The 18,187-nt window shown below is 47.4% G+C and carries 19 protein-coding genes and 1 pseudogene; 14 read left to right on the forward strand and 6 right to left on the reverse strand.

Going from position 1 to position 18,187, the window contains the following annotated elements:
* Positions 1–410 (reverse strand): annotated as a pseudogene (locus ACM64D_RS07505) (FUSC family protein); the annotation flags it as partial.
* A gap of 34 nt (positions 411–444) precedes the next feature.
* Here ACM64D_RS07505 and ACM64D_RS07510 point away from each other — a divergent pair.
* The gene (locus ACM64D_RS07510; RefSeq protein WP_415062582.1) at positions 445–1,077 is read left to right on the forward strand and encodes a DsbA family oxidoreductase; all 633 of its coding nucleotides are present in this window, start codon (positions 445–447) and stop codon (positions 1,075–1,077) included.
* Here ACM64D_RS07510 and ACM64D_RS07515 read toward each other — a convergent pair.
* The 3 genes from ACM64D_RS07515 to ACM64D_RS07525 all read right to left on the reverse strand — a co-directional run bounded on the left by ACM64D_RS07515 (position 1,074) and on the right by ACM64D_RS07525 (position 3,058).
* Positions 1,074–1,556, reverse strand: coding sequence for a hypothetical protein (locus tag ACM64D_RS07515; RefSeq protein WP_415062583.1), 483 nt, complete (start codon positions 1,554–1,556; stop codon positions 1,074–1,076). The genes ACM64D_RS07510 and ACM64D_RS07515 overlap by 4 nt on opposite strands.
* 96 nt (positions 1,557–1,652) lie before the next feature.
* Complete coding sequence (locus tag ACM64D_RS07520) at positions 1,653–2,249, reverse strand: DUF4360 domain-containing protein (protein WP_415062584.1); 597 nt, start codon at positions 2,247–2,249, stop codon at positions 1,653–1,655.
* Positions 2,250–2,296: 47 nt separating this feature from the next.
* Positions 2,297–3,058: a DUF4360 domain-containing protein gene (locus tag ACM64D_RS07525; RefSeq protein WP_415062585.1), complete on the reverse strand. Its 762-nt coding sequence runs from the start codon at positions 3,056–3,058 to the stop codon at positions 2,297–2,299.
* 202 nt (positions 3,059–3,260) lie between these two features.
* On the opposite strand from ACM64D_RS07525, the gene mtgA reads away from it, so the two are divergent.
* Genes mtgA through ACM64D_RS07565 form a run of 8 tightly spaced genes read left to right on the forward strand, consistent with a single transcriptional unit; the run spans position 3,261 to position 11,187 of the window.
* Positions 3,261–4,001: a monofunctional biosynthetic peptidoglycan transglycosylase gene (mtgA, locus tag ACM64D_RS07530; RefSeq protein ID WP_415062586.1), complete on the forward strand. Its 741-nt coding sequence runs from the start codon at positions 3,261–3,263 to the stop codon at positions 3,999–4,001.
* Between the two features lie 18 nt (positions 4,002–4,019).
* Positions 4,020–4,688, forward strand: coding sequence for a hypothetical protein (locus tag ACM64D_RS07535; protein WP_415062587.1), 669 nt, complete (start codon positions 4,020–4,022; stop codon positions 4,686–4,688).
* 55 nt (positions 4,689–4,743) lie between these two features.
* Positions 4,744–5,922, forward strand: a complete 1,179-nt coding sequence (locus ACM64D_RS07540; protein ID WP_415062588.1) for a CapA family protein — start codon at positions 4,744–4,746, stop codon at positions 5,920–5,922.
* 51 nt (positions 5,923–5,973) lie between these two features.
* Positions 5,974–6,474 carry a Cys-tRNA(Pro) deacylase gene (gene ybaK, locus ACM64D_RS07545; RefSeq protein ID WP_415062665.1) on the forward strand — a complete coding sequence of 167 codons (501 nt, stop codon included), beginning with the start codon at positions 5,974–5,976 and terminating at the stop codon, positions 6,472–6,474.
* Positions 6,471–7,277 (forward strand): hypothetical protein, encoded by an 807-nt coding sequence (locus ACM64D_RS07550; RefSeq protein ID WP_415062589.1) that lies wholly within the window; start codon positions 6,471–6,473, stop codon positions 7,275–7,277. The genes ybaK and ACM64D_RS07550 overlap by 4 nt, the downstream gene beginning before the upstream one ends.
* 7 nt (positions 7,278–7,284) lie before the next feature.
* Positions 7,285–7,914, forward strand: a complete 630-nt coding sequence (locus tag ACM64D_RS07555; protein WP_415062590.1) for an SRPBCC family protein — start codon at positions 7,285–7,287, stop codon at positions 7,912–7,914.
* Between the two features lie 51 nt (positions 7,915–7,965).
* Positions 7,966–10,470, forward strand: a complete 2,505-nt coding sequence (locus ACM64D_RS07560) for an ATP-binding protein (RefSeq protein ID WP_415062591.1) — start codon at positions 7,966–7,968, stop codon at positions 10,468–10,470.
* Positions 10,471–10,500: 30 nt separating this feature from the next.
* On the forward strand, positions 10,501–11,187 hold the full coding sequence (locus ACM64D_RS07565; protein WP_415062592.1) for a response regulator transcription factor: 687 nt from the start codon (positions 10,501–10,503) through the stop codon (positions 11,185–11,187).
* A gap of 46 nt (positions 11,188–11,233) precedes the next feature.
* Here the strand turns inward: ACM64D_RS07565 and ACM64D_RS07570 are convergent, their stop codons facing one another.
* The gene (locus ACM64D_RS07570; RefSeq protein ID WP_415062593.1) at positions 11,234–12,640 is read right to left on the reverse strand and encodes a murein L,D-transpeptidase catalytic domain family protein; all 1,407 of its coding nucleotides are present in this window, start codon (positions 12,638–12,640) and stop codon (positions 11,234–11,236) included.
* A 253-nt stretch (positions 12,641–12,893) separates the two neighbouring features.
* Between ACM64D_RS07570 and ACM64D_RS07575 the strand changes: the two genes are divergently transcribed.
* Positions 12,894–13,928, forward strand: a complete 1,035-nt coding sequence (locus ACM64D_RS07575; RefSeq protein ID WP_415062594.1) for an NAD(P)-dependent alcohol dehydrogenase — start codon at positions 12,894–12,896, stop codon at positions 13,926–13,928.
* Here the strand turns inward: ACM64D_RS07575 and ACM64D_RS07580 are convergent.
* Positions 13,897–14,496, reverse strand: coding sequence for a hypothetical protein (locus tag ACM64D_RS07580; protein ID WP_415062595.1), 600 nt, complete (start codon positions 14,494–14,496; stop codon positions 13,897–13,899). The genes ACM64D_RS07575 and ACM64D_RS07580 overlap by 32 nt on opposite strands.
* Positions 14,497–14,498: 2 nt before the next feature.
* Here ACM64D_RS07580 and ACM64D_RS07585 point away from each other — a divergent pair, with 2 nt between their 5' ends.
* The 4 genes from ACM64D_RS07585 (at position 14,499) to phnE (ending at position 18,108) form a co-directional block, all read left to right on the forward strand.
* Positions 14,499–15,299 carry an ABC transporter ATP-binding protein gene (locus ACM64D_RS07585; protein WP_415062596.1) on the forward strand — a complete coding sequence of 267 codons (801 nt, stop codon included), beginning with the start codon at positions 14,499–14,501 and terminating at the stop codon, positions 15,297–15,299.
* Positions 15,300–15,396: 97 nt separating this feature from the next.
* On the forward strand, positions 15,397–16,290 hold the full coding sequence (locus tag ACM64D_RS07590; RefSeq protein ID WP_415062597.1) for a phosphate/phosphite/phosphonate ABC transporter substrate-binding protein: 894 nt from the start codon (positions 15,397–15,399) through the stop codon (positions 16,288–16,290).
* A gap of 22 nt (positions 16,291–16,312) precedes the next feature.
* Positions 16,313–17,071, forward strand: a complete 759-nt coding sequence (gene phnC, locus ACM64D_RS07595; RefSeq protein WP_415062666.1) for a phosphonate ABC transporter ATP-binding protein — start codon at positions 16,313–16,315, stop codon at positions 17,069–17,071.
* Between the two features lie 8 nt (positions 17,072–17,079).
* Entirely contained in the window at positions 17,080–18,108 is a 1,029-nt protein-coding gene (gene phnE / locus ACM64D_RS07600) for a phosphonate ABC transporter, permease protein PhnE (protein ID WP_415062598.1), read from the forward strand.
* Positions 18,109–18,187: the final 79 nt, after the last annotated feature.

The raw sequence follows: 18,187 nt of genomic DNA on the forward strand, positions 1-18,187 counted from the left end.
AAAGATTGAGTGTAGGCTCCTGCTAGAATTTGAAAAACCCCGAACAGAATAGCTCTTTCTAATTCCGCGCCTTGACCTCCCATAAGGCCCATCCAATATGTGAGGGCAAAGAGAATGGGCACCAGCAGAGAGCGATGGGAGTGAACCGTGACTCCGATAAAAAGTCCCAGCAAGAGAATCATGAATGTGAGAGTGATCACCCACAGGCGGTGCCCTAAGGTGCCCAGGTGGTCATTCAAGACCAGAAGAAATCCGACCAGAGCTCCGAAAATAGACAAAGGCAGTTGATGAGTTAATACGCCGACGATGAGGGGAACGGCTGTCGCAAAAGCCGATACGAACATCCGGGGCCACGGTGAAGGGGCGGGATTGATGCGAAGCGCTTCTTCGAGGTGATGGCGGAAATTCATAATGTTCAGTATACTCTTTCATCGAGGTATTGTTATGAAAAAGAAGATTGTTGTTGAGGCCGTTGTCGATATCGTCTGCCCATGGTGTTTTGTTGGAAAGAAAAACTTTTTAGATGCGGTTGCCGAATGTCGTGAACGCTTTGACATCGAGGTTCGCTTTCTTCCCTTTCAACTAGACCCAACAACACCATCTGAGGGAGTTTCACGTTCCCAGTATTTAAAAAATAAATTTGGCAGTTCTGAAAGATTTCAAGCGGCGGAAGCCATGGTTCTTAAAGCCGCCCAAAACTCTGGTATGGAAATTCAATTTGAGAAAATACAGATGCACATTAACACACGTGATTGTCATCGTCTTATCTGGTGGGCGGGGCATGATGGGAAACAGCTTGAGGTCACCAATGCTCTCTATGACGCCTACTATGTTCAAGGCGTGGATCTTTCGCAGCTTTCCAATTTAAAAAAGGTGATGGCATCACAGGGATATGACGAAACCAAAGTGGAGGCTTTCTTGAGGGGACCCCAGGGCCAAGAAGAAGTTCAAACTTTGATCACCGATGCTTATGACTTGGGCGTGAGTGGTGTCCCATTTTTTATTCTCAACCGTGAAGTGGGAATTTCGGGAGCTCAGCCCAAAGAAGTCTTTCTTCAGGCTTTTCAAGAACTCTAGTTTCTTTTTTTTCTGGACTGGTGACGGTGTTCCTCGTGCCAGCTTTTTCTTTCGGCATGAGACTGATCTTTGCTGGTTTCTGCCTTCGGCAGATTTTGCAGGCTGGCGCGCAGTTGAGAGTGAAGGGGAAGCAAGGACGTGCCCGACATCAACAGATCGCGGTAGTTATTGTTGAAAGACTCAGAGGAATCTTGATCAAATAATAGACGTTCAATTTCAAAACGTGCAATGCCCGCGTGTTGGTCGGTGATGAAATCAAGTTCGGTAAGAATATCAATATCGGCCATAAGGGACGTGAGTTCACGCAACCAGACGTATCTTTCCGCGGTCATAAGAACTTGAAACCATTCTGTAGGGGCGGCGGCGTATCCGTTTTCGCGATCAAATTCTTCTTTAAGAGAATTTAAAACTTCTTTTTGAAGGGCCCAAAGGGCTTGGCGCACTTGGAGGGCGTTGAGGTGGTGTGCTGATTTTGTCATCGGCAGGGCTCCTGTTTATCTGCAAAGCTTGATGTTAACGCATTTTTTGCTGGAAAACATCTACTTTTGCCCGAGGAAACCCTGCCGGAAATCAAATTAACGGCAACGTCTCCATTGCAGATGGTAAACCAGACCAGAGGAGATATCGGCGCTGTCCACCGTCGCCAAAGTTTGTTCGTTGCGAGTGTTTGTCTGAGCCATCATGGAAGTGTTCACGCGAAGGTTCACACTGGCGCCACAAGGTGTCCAGACCATAGTACTTGCAATTAAGTTGTCAGTCACAGTGTAGACGTCACTCAAAGGACCTGCGAAGGTTCTTGAAATACGAGGACCTCGGGCGCCGGCCCAAAAGTATTCCGCATCAAAACGTGAGAGGGCCCCACGAGGAACTGAGTTAAATCCGCGATAGTCGACTTGGAACACCGCCACGCTGTACCCCGATGGAACTTCAACGGGTACTGAGATATTGCATGACTTTCTGTCCACGCGCCGGCCGCCACCAGCCTCCGCGACATAGTTATCAAAGAGAATACTCAGAGCTTGCTGATCGGGACTCAAAGTGACACTGGCTGATCCTGCAGGACACCCGGTGCCTCCGTAGGCGGGTTGCCCTAAACGAATCGCTTGAGCTTCTGCTTTAAGACTGACAATCGATAAGAGTCCGGCAAGAGTTAATAAGAGTTTGGATTTCATAGTTCCCCCTTTTGGTTTTTTATTTAAGTTGGTTTTAAGTTTAAAAATTAGCGACGACCTGAATCTGGGTATCGTGGTGGACGCCCAGGATTAGGCGGAGCAGGACGTGGATTGCCGGGATCTGGTGCGGGAGGACGAACACCTCCTGAGGCACTGCAGGTTTTCCACACAAGCTTATATTTCTGAGACTGCACCTGACCGTCGATGCTGTCCAAGGTGATTTGGGACGTGATTAAGGACGACGTATTCAGATTGCGGGCCATTAAAAATGTCGTTAAGAAAAGCGTTTGGCTTTCGTTCGAACTGCACGGCGCCCAAGCCGCTACGCGAGGATCGATGTCATGATGAATGTAGTAATTGTCGTTGTAAGGGCCGTTGAAGTCTTGCTTTCTAAAAGAATAAGTTCCGCCATTTTCATAGCCGGGTTTTTCATTTCGAGGTTTGCTTCCGTCAAATGAGTAAAGAGCTTGATGGGAAACCACACTGCCTCGCTCGGCATAGGCAAATCCACGATAGTCCGCCGCCAAAAGAGCAAAGGTCCATCCGCGAGGAACCCAAAAGCTGACTTTTAATTCGCACATAAGGCGCGCAATCGGATTTTGCATTGTCGATTCGGCGATGAAATTGTCTAACAGAAGAGAAAAGGTCTGTCCTTCTGGAGAGATCGTGGCGCTGTAAGAGCCCACAGGGCACCCACTGCCAACAGCTTGAATATTCTGAATGCGAACTCCCGGCGGCGTTTGTGCTTCAGAAAGTTGACTTGTCATAAATAGAAGTAGTCCCAAAAGATGCGCGAAGCCTCGCTGCATAAATCCCCCCTTACATCTTCCTTCCCCAAGGAAGCGGTGACATCTGTCACCTGGTAAGGCCTATAGCAAGGGGTGGGCCAGGTGGGTTGGTGGCAGGATGACTCCGCTGCCTTTCTTTTAAACAATGTGTCTTGGGAGTATCAGTGTTCTTGGTACTGCGTTAAAAAATATGATAGAAATCGGTCCATAGGAACTTTTTTAGATGACCAAGCGTGGGGCGATGATTCGAAAATGGATTTTGCAAGCTGTGCTGCTTTTTTTTGTTAGCAGCTTGGGCTTTGTTTTGTTTTATCGTTTTGTTCCGGTGCCATTGACTCCTTTAATGGTGATACGCTCTGTGGAGTCATTGTGGTCTGAACAATCCGTCGGGATTCATAAGGATTGGGTTCCTTTGGAAGAGATTTCTCCGGCCATGCAGCGGGCGGTGCTGAAGGCGGAGGACTATCGCTTCTTTGATCACAACGGGTTTGACTATGAGGCCATTCAAAAGGCGATGAAATACAATCAGACTCATAAACGAAAAAAAGGAGCGAGTACGATCAGTCAGCAGACGGCAAAGAATGTGTTTCTTTGGCCTCATCGTGATTGGATTCGGAAGGGCTTTGAAGCTTACTTCACGGTCTTGATCGAGTTTGTTTGGCCCAAAGAAAGAATTCTGGAAGTCTATTTGAACGTGATTGAGCTTGGGTCCGGGGTCTATGGTGTTGAGGCGGCGGCGCAAAAGTATTTTAAGAGAAGTGCTAAAAATCTGACTCCGCATCAGGCCTCATTGATTGCAGCGGTGTTACCCAATCCTCGAAAGTTCCGAATTGATCGCCCTTCCATCTATGTTATGGCTCGCCAGCGCCGCATCCTCAACCGTGTGGCGCCAGACCTTCCTAAAGAGGAAGAGTCTACCTTGTTGGATTTCTTGGATCTTAAATTTGATTCTGAAGAAGAGTAGGCGTTAGAATTTAGAGTCATGAGCTCTCAACAAAAAAAGAAAAAGATGATTCAGGCGATCCAAAGCAAGGGCTGTCTTTTGGTTTATCCCTTGGAGAATCGCAAAGAGCCCGCGAGCCTTTGGTCTGAACTTTATCCGCGCACGAAGATGCGCTGGGAGTGGGATCAAGAAGGAGACAACCGCGTCGCTGAGATGTGGGTTCTGCGAGAAGAGCTGTCCCGCAGCAGGGAAGTCATTTATGCCAAGTGGTTTCGGGGACGGGCGACCTTCTTTTCCAAAGAGGTGTTCGTGAACATTTTGGCATATCTGGGATCGTCTCAGGGAGAGGTGAGTTTGCCAAGGCCCTCACAAGAGGCGTTGGATAGTTTTTTGCTGGACTCTCCTCAATCGACAAAGATCATCAAAGAAAATTTGGGCTGGCAGGGACGTATCATGGAAAGTCATTATAATCGTGCGCTGAAACCTCTTTGGAATTTTCTTTATATCGTGGGGTTCGGGGAGGTGGAGGACTCGAGTTTTCCGTCTCTGAATATGGCCGCGACACAAAATTTATTTGAGGATCTATGGCTAAAGTCACTGGACCTGGATCCGAAGGACGCGGAAGAAAGACTTGTGAAAATTCTTGGAGAAGAGAATCTTTTTTTGAAGTATGCAAGGCGTATTAAAAAAAGCGCGGAGCTGTATTAACGCATTTTCTTCTTCGTAAATTGAATTGCTGTTCTGATTTTCGAAGAATGAGAACATGAGAAGCAAAATACTATTTATTCTCATTGTTTGGTCGATAGAACCCGTCTTTGCGGAAGATGAATTTGAATCTCGCTCATTGGATTTATCCTATGAGACCTCTTGTGACACTCGAAACGACCTGATCACGCTATCCTTTGTTGGTGACATTCTGATTCATCAAGCCCTTTATCGATCGGTGGTTGCAGGGTCCCAACATTTTTCGCAGATCTGGAAAAAAACCGACGGACTTATCAACAAGGCCGATATTTCCGTGGGAAACCTGGAGGGCCCGGCGGCACTCGGGGTGGATCGCCAGGGACGAGATCGCGGCGACATTGGTTTTGTCTATGATGGAGAAGTGTATTCGGGAACCAACTTTCTTTTTAACTATCATCCACGCATTTTGTCTGATTTAAAAAAATCTGGGTATGATCTACTCACAGTCGCGAACAATCACGTGTTAGATCGGTATTCTTTAGGGATTGATAAAACGATCCTGGCGGCTCGGCAGTTGAATTTACCAGTGGTGGGAGCAAGGCATTCCCAAGAGAGGAATGCCCCGTTCTATCAGATCGTGCAAACGCAGAATATGAAAATTGCTTTTATCGGTTGTACAGAGATGACCAATGGAAATCCCGACACGAAAGATCAGGTTCTTTTCTGTTATAAAAATCCGAAACGAATTCTGGCGATGATAAAAGAGATATCAAGTCGGCCAGAGGTGGATGCGTTGGTGGTTCTTCCTCATTGGGGGAGGGAGTACACGTCGACGCCCGAGGATCAACAAAAGGCTTTTGCGAAACAGTATCTCGAGGCCGGAGCTTCGCTCGTGATGGGATCTCATCCGCATGTTCTACAGCCCTGGCAGAAATATGTGACTCGAGACGGACGAGAAACACTGATTGGCTATTCATTGGGAAATTTTGTAGCGGGTCAATATGGGCTGGCAAGAAAAGCGGGGGTGGTTGCTTATGTGGGGCTATCTAAGGAAGGCTCACAAAAAGCGAAGATTTTTGGTGTGGGTTATACGCCGACATATCGCGAGGGAAACGAAGTCTTTCCGATAGGAGGGCGGGATTCCCGAAGCGTTTTGAATCACGTCGCCGCCCTTTTTGGATCCAAACGCAGGATTGAGCCGACGGGAGCCCTGCTTGAAGCTCTTTGCGCAAAAGTGAGTGGAGTGGAAAACCAATAATTGCCCACCTTTTTTTCGAATGTTAATGTTATGGCAGTAGGAGCTTTGCAGATGGCCGAGAAAGATAAATTTCCAATGACGTTGGCCATAAGGCAACTCTTGAAAGAGAACGTGTCCTTCTCAAGCCATCTTTATGACTATGAAGAAAAAGGCGGAACGACAGTGTCCTCCCGAGAGCTTGGAGTCAACGAACATTCAGTGATCAAAACACTGGTTATGGAAACGGAGACTAAAGAGCCGCTTATTGTTTTGATGCATGGAGATCTGCAAGTTTCTACTAAACAACTGGCGCGGGATTTGGGAGTTAAAACCATTTCTGCTTGTAAGCCCGAGGTGGCAGATCGACACACTGGGTATCAGGTGGGTGGGACATCACCTTTTGGAACCAAAAAGAAGATGCCGGTCTATATGGAAAAGTCGATTTTGGATCTTGAAAAAATCTATATCAACGGTGGCAAGAGAGGCTATTTAGTCTCCCTTTCCCCCAAAGAGGTTGTCAGAGTGTTGCAGCCTCAACTGGTTCATGTCGGTGTTGTTGCGAGTGGATCATGAAGTCTTGGATTGTTCTTTTGTGTATTTCTTTTTTCTCTTTGTCTGCGCCCTGCAAGGTGGATGGGGCGACCATCTACTGGTTGTTTTTCGATGCGCCGGGAGCTGTGAATTTAAATGCGAATGATCATGAAGCTCCGGGATATCTTTTAGAAGTGCATCGCCTTCTGGTTCATAGGATGCCCGAATACAGACATCAGGTTGTTGAAGTCCCGTTTTTACGAATTTTAGAACAGATGAAAAAGCAAAGGGGAACCTGCACTCTCATGATTCTTAAAAATCCAGAGAGGGAATCCTTTATGGAGTTTGGAACGCCTTTGCTCAAAGGGATTCCCGCGGGAGTCATCGCCAGCAGAGGCAACGCAAAGCTGATTCGCTATATGACTAAAACCGGGGTCGTGGATTTGGACATGCTGTTGAAAGATAAAAACATCAATGTCGGCGTGATTACGGAAAGATATTATGGCAAAAAGATCAACGAAAGCTTGGTGAAGATTCACGGTGCGCAGATTATACAAAAACGCAGAAAAAATGCGGCCCAAGAACTCAAAAGCATGATGGCGCTGGGACGACTGGATGTGTACTTAGGTTTTCCCTTCGAGGTGGCTTTCAATTCGGATTTCATTTTTTATCCCATCAAAGACAATTCTGAACTCTTGCACCCCTCTATTTCGTGTGAAAAGACGGCCTTTGGAAAAGCCATTATCGCAAAAACCGAGGAACTTCGCCGGAAGCAGGGGCTGGATTCTGAAATTGAAAAGATTTATACTCGTTATGCCCCCTTGGGAGTTCAAGGAAGAGAGTAGTTAATCCATGACCAAAAAGATCGAAAAGCTGGGGACCGTAACAACAGAGTCTGTGTTGAAAGCGACAGGGAAAAGTTGGAATCAGTGGATCGATATTTTGAATAAGGCTAACGCCCACGCATGGACTCACAAACAAATAACAGACTTTCTTAGGCGCAAGTACAAACTATCCATGTGGTGGCAACAAGGTGTTTCTGCTGGCTATGAAATCTTCATTGGCAAAAGGATTCCTGGAAGAACTTTAAAAGGCGATTATTCAATCACCGTCACTCGCACCTTTCCTGTCGATGCAAAAAAATTGTGGAAGTTGATCTCGTCTGAACAGGGCATGTCTCTTTGGTTGCGGCCTCTTTCCAAAGTGCAGTTAAGGATTGGAAACTCTTTTGAGACAGAGGGGGGCGCCTTCGGAGAAATTCGCACATTGCGGGCTGGTCAACGAGTGCGATTGACATGGCAAGAGACGGATTGGAATAAAAGCACCACCGTGCAGGTGTGGATCTTGCCCCGCAAAGGAGATAAGAGCGTACTCGTATTTCAGCATGAAAAGCTGGTCGATGGGCGTTTGCGCGCTCCTCTGCGCGCGCACTGGGAAGAAGCTATTGGGGCCGTCTTAGATTGCGTCCGGACTATGGTCTAGAAAGCGTGCGAATTCTTTCATTCTGAGAATGAAAAAACCGAAAAGATGCTTATGAACTCAGCATCTTTTTTCCGATCCTGGATCTCTCGCTTCGGTGTCGAAGTGAGTCTTGTGGCTTTCTTGGCCCTGGCTTTCTTTCTTTATAAAGAACCCACGCTTTTGGTGAGCCTGCGATCTCAAGCTTCTCTTTCGCCGGAAGCTAAAGACTCGGTCATGAAGATTAAAAATATTGTTGAACGTGCCGAAAAATCCGAAAAAGCGTTTCTCAAGTCTCGTCGGGAACAAGATCTTCAAGAGTACAATCAGCAGGTCCTGCTTCTTAATTATGAAATGGGATCTCTGACCAAACTGGTGGCCCGAGAGCCAATCCATCAAAAGCAGGTCGCTCAATTAAATAAAGCCCTGCGTGATCATTTTGAAGCGGTGAATGACCTTTTGGTGCAGCGACAAAAGGGAAGCCTCGTGGCCTCGCGTTTACCGGCCCAGGCATCCTTGGTGCCGATTGTTGAAAGTACCTTTGCAAAGGATTCGGCGGATTCGTTTGTAAATTACAGGAATGAACTTCTTGGGGTGATTTTTGCGATGGCGATCTTTGTGGCGTTTTTAAGTCGCTGGTGGCAAAAGAAAAGTTTGGACGAACAAAAAAAGACCTCGGCCTCTCTTCAGGGGCGGTCCATTTTGTTGGATACGATTCTTAATAGTATGAGTGAAGCTTTGATCGTGATTGATCGACAAGGATATTTCACCCATTACAATGCCGCCGCCCAGAAGATCATTGGTTCTCGATTAAAGGAAGTTTCTTCGGAGGCTAGCGCTGAAGAGTTGGGTTTTTTTAATCCTCTGAATGGTGAAATCTTTACGCAACGACAACTGCCCTTCCAGCGAGCCCTTCATGGGGAACAGGTCGATGATCTTGAAATTTTTGTCCAAAATGAAACTCATCCACAAGGAATCTATATCAGCGTGAGCAGCCGTTCGCTCAATGATATCGACGGAGGCATCTCTGGAGCCTTGGTGGTCTTCCGCGATATCAGTCGTCGCAAAATGGTTGAGCAAGAGTGGATGAGGGCCCGCGAAGCGGCTTTGGAGGCCTCGCTTAAGAAGTCAGATTTTCTGGCGGCGATGAGCCATGAGATTCGCACGCCGATGAATGGCGTGATCGGTATGACGACTTTGTTAGCGGACACCTCGTTGAATCCAGAACAAGCGGAATACGTAGGGACGGTGAAGAGATCCGCAGAGTCCTTGCTGATGCTCATCAATGATATTTTGGATTATTCAAAGATCGAAGCTGGCAAGGTTCGTTTAGATCCCCAGCCTTTTGATTTACAATTCTTGGTGCATGATGTGATTGAAATCTTCCGCCCCAGCGTTGCTGAAAAAAATGTCGGTCTGCATTCGGTATTAGAGACCTCGCCACAATGGTACTTCGTGGGAGATCAAGGGCGTCTTCGTCAGATCTTGGTGAATCTCGTAGGGAATGCCGTCAAATTTACTGAAAAAGGTTTTGTCAGTTTAGAAGTTTCTCGGGTGCTTGAACATCAGGGACAGTGTCAGATTCGTTTTGAAGTGAAAGACACGGGGCCTGGTCTTAAAGAAGAGGAGCGTCGTTCTTTATTTCAAAAATACTTCCAGACCAAAAATGGAATGAAGTTTGGCGGAACGGGTTTAGGTTTATCGATTTCAAAACAGCTTGTCGACCTGATGGGCGGCGAGATCGGTCTGGAAAGTGTTGTCGGCTTGGGATCTAACTTCTGGTTCACGGTCACGTTACCGATGGCTCAGGCGCAAGACGTTCCACGATTGCATGAAGTTAAATTTGCGCGTCTTTTTACGGGTTCAATCCTTTTAGTTGAAGATCAAGTCGTCAATCAACGAGTGGCCCAAAGTTATCTTCGCAAATTGGGACTCGAGGTGGATGTGGCCGCCAACGGCCTTGTGGCCTATGAAAAAAGTTTGAATGGTAAGTATGATCTTATTTTGATGGATTGTCAGATGCCAGTTCTTGATGGTTTTGAGGCGACACGCCGAATTCGCAAAGAAGAACAGAAGACGGGAAAAAGAACCCCGATCGTCGCATTAACTGCAGATGGTGCTCCGGGAGACAAAGGGGTTTACTTCGCGGCGGGCATGGATGACTTTTTGGCGAAACCTCTGGAACTCAATCATTTGATCGAGACCCTGCAGCGGTGGTTGAAGGCCTCCGAGGCAGGGCTTGATGAAAGTGCATTACTGCAACTTGAAAATTACGTGGTGAACGATCAGAATTTGGTCGAAGCCTTGATCGAGGATCTGGAACAGTCCGCGCCTAATTTGATCGAGTCCATGCGTCAGGCCCTGGATGACGTCGACTTGCAGGGGCTTGCTGAGGCGGCTCATGCTTTGAAGTCCAGCAGTGCCGCCTTAGGCGCCAAAAAACTTTCAGAACTTTGTGCTGCCGTGGAAGAGCTTAAAGAGCTCAGTGCGGCTTCCATGTTTGTTGAACAAATTGAAGAACAGTTTGGAAAAAGCATTCTCGATTTAAAGAAATACGTTTCTCAGAAACAGACGGCTTAAAAAAGGAAAGCAATCAGAAAGGAGAAGGACATGGCAAATATTCTTATTGTAGATGATCAAAGAAGTGTCCTTCTGACTTTGGAGGCGTTGTTGACCAAAGATGGGCATACCGTCACGCCATGCATGAACGCGGTGGAGGCGCTGCGAACCTTGGCCCATGAGTCTTTTGATTTGGTTATTACCGACGCGGTGATGCCGGGAGGCGGGGATGGTTATGCCCTGACTCGCACGATTCGAAAGCACCCCTTGGTGGCCAAGGTGCCCGTGATTCTGTTGACCGGAAAAAGGGAAAAAAGTGATATTGAAAAGGGGATCGAGGCAGGCGTAAATGACTATGTTGTCAAACCCTTGGACCCGGAGCTGTTGTTGGCGAAGATTCGCAACCTCTTGGTCTCGACGAAACAAGAGTCCGTGCATTTTGCCGAAGCTCCCGTGCAATATAAGGCGGATTGGGAAATTAAGACCGAGATCACGTCCGTTTCTGAGTTGGGATTGAAAATCAAATCCAATGTTCCTTTGCCACTAGGGAAGATATTGCGTCTGAGTACACCTCTTTTTGAAGATATCGGAATACCGAAAATTCCTTTGCGTGTAGATTCTTGTGAGGAGGTTCCCGGGGCTGAGGTCTTTTACAAGATTCAGGCTCATTTTGTCGGTATTACCGAAAAAGAGTTGTCGCCGATTCGTCTATGGATTCGTTCAAAAAAAAGTTTCTGACCGGACTCCCAGAGGGAAGAGCCCGGCCAGATGAGGGACTGTGGATTTACTGACAGATCGGAAGGGCTTTCACCATGGAAGTGATGCTGCTGATCTTTTGATACTTGCTATTGGTTTTGATAACAGCCCAGTACGCACCAGAGCCCAACATAATTTTTCCTTTGTTTGCGACCTGACGAGCCATGATGCCGACACCACAATGCAAATTGATGTAGGGATCTAGGATGGTCTTCTTAGGATCTGTGGGGCTTAAGTTTTTATCTTTAGCCCAATCGAACTTGCAAAACTTCCAGCCTTGAATGTCTTGATATGAAAGTTGCAAAAGACCTTCAGAATAGACCGGTTTTTTGGTGATAGGATCCGTGCCCATGGTGGTTTCCTGCATCCGGGACAGCGGATTGTAAGCACTTTCATATTTGGCCATCGCAACAAAAATCTGAGCCCACACGTTGGCGCGATCTTGACTGCTCAAGGTGTAATAGCGAGGACAGAACTGATTGATATCATCAGCGCCTTTGAGAAGGCCACTCCAATCCTCCATCACCAACTTCATGAGATACTGAGACCACGCCTTACGCTCGGGACGCGCAGAGGACTCCCAAGAAAGAGCGTGCATGGAATAGGAATCGTTGGGCTCTTTAGGGTCGTTGGGTTCTGTAGGAGTTTCCGGATTCGAGACTGGACGTTCTGTGCCGCCTTTGTCGACCACGGCGAAAATCAAACTTCCTCCTTTGAGAAGCTGTATCACGGTATCTCGATTGTTCATCGAGACGGCCGGGCATCCCCAACTGCGTCCCTGTATGACGTTGGCTTCTTGAACGTAGGAAGCACCATGAATGACGATCGCCCGACTTCGCGCATTGGAGTTAGAGGAAGAAAGACCATCCAGTTTTAAGGAGAGCCCATGTTTGCCGTAATATGTTTCCGCAGCTCGATAGACTCCGAGGGAGCTGGCATTGGAGCCTGAGACGTTACTGAACTTTTCCGCATAGCCATCATGATTTGCATCAGAGCCCTTGCCGTGAGCGGTGCGAAGGGCCCACACTTTTCCCGTTTTCATATTGATAATATAAAAACGTTTATCTTTAGAGCTTTGCGCAAAATTGATGATAGAGATGTACTCCGAGTTTGAAAACTTCGCTTTATTCTGATGAAAGTAAACCAGAGCGTCTTCAAGCGCCTTGTAAGGGACCACATGTTCAGGATCGATGTGGTCATAATTTTTTAAAATCACGTCCCGTTCAGTGCTCTCGACAACAACCGGAGTTTCAGACGCTATTTTTTCTGTGTCATACGGAGGTGTCTCGACAATCTGTTCTTGGGTGGTGTCATCGGGGAGGGTGAGTTCTTGTTGAGAGGGATCTCCACAAGCCCCGAGAGTTAAAAGAGAAAGACTAAGAAGCGCTGTGCTGAAACGTGAGAAGAAGTTTTTTCGGTACCTGTTTTTTACCATTATTCCTCCGCTCTGTTGTGTGTGCGTTAACAAAGGCTATCTGAGGAAAAATGCAGACATTAAAAAAACGTTACAATAACATAAAATTTCAGACCAAGTGCTTGGTGGGATTTGATGCGTTCTCGGAAAATTCCCTACGGAAGCCCGTGAATAAACCAAAATTTGCACGACAAAATTGCTGTGCATTCCGACAGGGTCTCTTGAGCTGAGACGTGAATCTTCTTAATCTCTTTCGAAAAAAGCGAGGTGTCTGATGAAAGCCGTGCGATTTACTGGAGTTGGAAAAGCAGCGCAACTTGTGGAACTTCCTGTGCCGCAACCTAAAGCGGGCGAGGTGCTTGTCAAAATCGGAGGTGCGGGGGTTTGTCACTCGGATCTTCACGTGCTTCATCAAGGAATTGGTATCGATCATCCATTTACCTTGGGACACGAAAATGCCGGGTGGGTCGCTGCTGTCGGAAGCGGCGTGAAGAGTTGGAAAGAAGGAGACGCTGTCGCTATTTACGGCCCCTGGGGATGCGGGCATTGCCATGCGTGCATGCAATCATTTGAAAACTACTGTGAGAATTGGAAGCCCGGTCAATCCTATGGTGGAGGACTGGGGTCTGACGGAGGCATGGCGGAATATATGCTGGTGCCCTCAGAAAGACTTTTAGTGCCCTTGGGAAATTTAAAACCTCAGGATGCAGCTCCGTTGAGTGATGCGGCGTTGACTCCGTATCATGCGATCAAGCGGGCTTTGCCTCTTTTGACGCCCGAGTCGACGGCGGTTGTTTTGGGTGTGGGCGGTTTGGGACATATGGCCGTACAACTGCTACGCTGTCTTTCGGGATGTCGTATTGTCGCCGGAGACGTTGATGACAGTCGTCTGGAGATGGCAAAAAAACTAGGGGCTGATCTGATCGTCAATACTAAAAATGCGGACGAGGCGGCAGAAAAGATCAATAAATTTATTGGTCCTCGCAAAGCCGCTCTGGTTTTAGATTGCGTGGGCGTTCAGCCGACCGTCACACTGGGAAGCAAGATCGTTGGCATGAACAGTCAGTTTACGATTGTAGGCTTAGGCGGTGGGAAGTTGGTGATGGATGGATTCTCACTTCCTTTTGGTTGCATGGTTAGCACTCCATATTGGGGGGCTCGCGCTGAACTTCTGGAAGTTTTGGCGTTGGCCCAAGCGGGTCGTATTCATGCCGAGGTCACTCACTTTAAGTTAGAGGAAACGCCCTCAGTTTATAAGAAGCTGGAAGAAGGGAAGATCAACGGTCGCGCGGTGATTGTGCCTCAATAAATAAAAGGTCCCAAGAAATGGTTTCCTGCTGAAGCCACAGAACTTTATGCTGGTGCCAACTCTCAAGATAGACAAGTTCCTCCTTGTGGGGAACTTGCTCTAACGTCTCACACTCCAGAATGAGTGCCCAAAACGAAAATATCTTTTTGTAAGATAATTGATGATCTAAGATTTCTTTTTCGGGATTCGCCCAAATTATTTCACAAGGAAATAGAACATCTTTAAGTCGTTCTTTTAGGCCCGGGTCCTCCTGGATCAGCAGAGCCTTCAGGCGGTAAGGAGAAGTCACTGGCGGTATCTCCTTTGAATGAAGATGCTCTGGCTCTAGAAAACCAGGGCACAGGGCTGCCAAAGACTTGTCTCGAAAACTTTCACTCAAGTCTTCGTCAATGATCTCTCGGTATTCTACACAAAAGGGCTGTGCTTTTGTTGCTAACCAGATATGCGTCAGCCTGATTCCGGCAATTTCTTTTTCGTAGTGCGGATTGGCTAAGAGCTGATAGTGAGTCAAACGCTCGCGGGTGAGGGATGAAAAGATATAATTAAAAGTTCCCTGACAGTTTTGCATAGGTGAGGCTTCTCTTTCTTTATTTTGTTAGTAAGCTGAACCCTATGGAACATCCGGCGTTGAAGCTTGATCATGTCACGGTTGTCTTGGGCGGGGAAGTGATTCTCAAAGATGTCAACTTCGAGATTTCCCACGGGGAAACCTTTGTCATCATCGGTCCCAGTGGCGGTGGTAAAACCGTTTTGCTAAAGACCATGGCGGGGTTGTTTCAGCCTGCTGAAGGGCATGTTTTCTGTGAGGGCGAGGATTGGCAGAATCTGCAATCCGAAGGAAAAAGAAGGCTCGCCCGAAAAATTGGTGTGCAGTTTCAAAAAAGTGCCCTCTTTGATTCTTTGACATCTTTTGAGAACGTGGCGTTTCCTCTGCGTGAACACACGGATTTTTCAGAGGAGGAAATCAAAAAGAAAGTGCTTTCCTGTTTAAGGGATGTGGGCCTTGAAGAGGCGCAAAATCTTTTTCCTCACGAACTTTCTGGGGGGATGAAGCAGCGCCTGGGCATCGCGCGCTCGTTGGCCTTGAATCCAGAGATTGTTTTTTACGATGACCCCACGGCCGGCTTGGATCCCATCAACACAGACATTATGCTAGATCTGATCACACAACTAAAAAAGAACTATCGTTCCACCGTCATCATGGTGACGCACAGTTTGATCTGCGCCTACAAGATGGCAGATCGCATCGCTCTGGTCGCCAATCAGCAAGTCATTTTGGCGGGAAATCCCCAGGAAACTGAGGCCTCCAAGGATCCCTTGATTCATCAATTTGTGGCGGGCCAGATGGAAGGTCCTTTACGCTGGGGATAAGGCCACTTCTTAACGAAAACTTGAATTTAATTGTATTGGCGTAATGTTTTGCGTTGAATATATCTATCGTTGAGGTAGTTTGAACGGAAGAGGTTTTATGAGTCGTCTCGTCGGATTTCTGGTTGGTGTTGTTCTGCTTGGCACGTTGTCATGCACCACAAGAGAGGAGCCTTTGGGCTCCGAAGGAAATCCTATCAAACTTCATTTTGTGCCCTCCCAGGAAGCCAAGGTTCTTTCTGACAATTCGAAGATTCTCAAGAAGTATCTGGAGGAGCACACGCCGTACAAATTCTCGGTGACGATCCCTCAGTCTTACATCACGGTGGTGGAGGCCTTTGGGACCAAGCGCGCGGATGTGTCGGCCTTAAATACGTTCGGCTATATTCTGGCCCATGAACGTTATGGTGCTGAAGCGCGCCTGACCGTAGTGCGATACGGATCTCCGAACTATCAATCGCAAATCCTGGCGAAAGCCGATAGCAACATCAAGACGATTGAAGACCTCCAGGGAAAGCGTGTTGCCTTTGTCGATCCGGCCTCCACCTCTGGGTATCTTTTGCCTTTGAAAGCTTTGCGTGACCGAGGCATTAAGCCCTTTAAAACCGTGTTCGCGATGAAACATGATTCGGTGATTTCGATGATTTATCAGGGGCAAGTGGATGCCGGGGCGACCTTTTACACGCCTCCGGTAAATGGGAAGATGGATGATGCCCGCCGTTTGGTCCTTCATCAATACCCGGATGTTGAAGAGAAGATTAAGATCGTCGCTTTGACCGAACCCATTCCCAATGATCCGATTGTTTTTAGAAAAGATATTTCAGAAGGAATGAAAACCAAGATCATCGCGGCGTTTGTGAGTTTTGTTGCAACGCCTGAAGGAAAGAAGGCCTTGGATTCCATCTACGGAGCCACGGATTTTAAAACGGTGACGGACGCTGATTATGCGGTCGTGCGTGAGATGCTCCAGGAAGCACGAAAGTTGAATAAGTAAAAAGGAACTCAAGGTGGCAAATATTTTAGAGGTGCGTGGACTTGATAAGACTTATCCCAACGGAGTGAGGGCGTTAAAGAACGTGAACTTCACTGTGCGTAAAGGAGAGTTTCTTGTGGTTATTGGACTTTCGGGTTCTGGGAAGTCGACTCTTTTACGTTGTATCAATCGCCTTCATGATCCCACGACCGGAGAAATTATTTTCGAGGGCCAAGACATTGCCCCCCTTCACGGTGAAAACATCCGACGAATTCGCTGCAATATTGGAATGATATTTCAACATTTCAATCTGATTCCGCGACATACGGTTTTGTCTAATGTTTTAATGGGAAGTTTGGGGCACCTCAGTTCTTGGCGTTCTATCTTGGGACTTTTTTCCGAGGAAGATAAAAAGAAGGCCCTGCAATATTTGGAACTGGTGGGTATTGCCGATAAGGCCCTTATTCCAGCCGATCAGCTTTCTGGGGGACAACAACAGCGCGTCGCTATTGCTCGTGCTTTGATGCAAAACCCTCGACTTCTGCTGGCGGATGAACCTGTCGCATCGTTGGATCCGGCCACCTGCCATACCGTCATGGATTATTTAAAAAAAGTGAACGAAGAACTGGGGATTACGATCATTGCAAATCTTCATTTTTTATCTTTAGTCCGTCAGTACGCCACGCGTGTGATTGCTTTAAAGGCGGGGGAGATCGTCTATGAAGGAACTCCTCAGGATATCACGGACGAGTGGTTTCAACGCATCTACGGCCAAGGTGCTAAAGAAGTTCACATCAGCTAGGAGTTTCCATGATGTCTTTTAATTTTAAACGTGTGCTCTTTGACTCCGTTGTCTTTTCGTTGCTGTTTGTGGTGGCTTTGGTGGTGATCACCAAACCCGATGAAGAAGCCATGCTGATGTTGGGACGAAATTCTTTGGTATTTTTAGGGGGCTGTGTTTTAGGGGCTTTCGTGAGTTCTCTATTTGCAGCCAGGGGGATTAAGACGGCGGGGGACGTTCTCTTTGCTCCTCGTCATTTGAATAAACTTGAAACAGCCGTTCCTTGGTACAAAACGGTATGGGGTTGGCAAATAGCCGTGGCCCTCGGAGTGACTTTCGCGGTGGCGATCGTGAAGACGAATTTTTCCATTTGGGAACTTACGGATATTGATGGTTTCCAAGGGGCCATGCGACTTTTTAAAGGAATTTTCAATCCTAATTGGGAAGTATTGCCAGCGGCTGTGAACAATATCATTGAAACGATTTTTATGGCTTTTCTGGCGACAGCTTTAGCAATTCCTTTGGCCTTTGTGCTCAGTTTTCTGTGTGCCAAGAATATTATGAAGGGACCAGTGTCTTTTATCGTTTACACACTTTTGCGAACTGTGCTGAATGTCACTCGCTCTGTGGAAGCGTTGATCTGGGCGATTATATTTTCAGTCTGGGTGGGGATTGGTCCCTTTGCGGGAATGTTGGCCTTGATGATTCATTCCGTGGCGTCGCTGGCAAAACAGTACTCGGAAATGGTCGAGACCGTCAGTGAAGGCCCGATTGAAGGGATTCAAGCAACCGGAGCCACGAAACTTCAAACGATCTGGTTTGCCGTGGTCCCTCAGATTGTTCTTCCTTACATTTCATTCACAGTCTATCGCTGGGATATTAATGTTCGTATGGCCACGATCATCGGTTTGGTAGGTGGGGGAGGCATTGGCACGATGCTGATTCAATATCAAGGCCAGGCGATGTGGAGAGAAGTCGGATGTATCATTGTGGTGATTGCCATCGTGGTATGGCTCATGGATGCGGCTTCGGCCTATATTCGGGAAGCCCTTAAGTAGTCCCTTGCGGGCAAATGCAAAGTTACAGTTTGAGACGAAAGACCGCGCGGCATATGCTGACTAAAGTGGAAGCGGGGTC

This window comes from Bdellovibrio sp. (assembly GCF_047637665.1).
Lineage (GTDB): Bacteria > Bdellovibrionota > Bdellovibrionia > Bdellovibrionales > Bdellovibrionaceae > Bdellovibrio.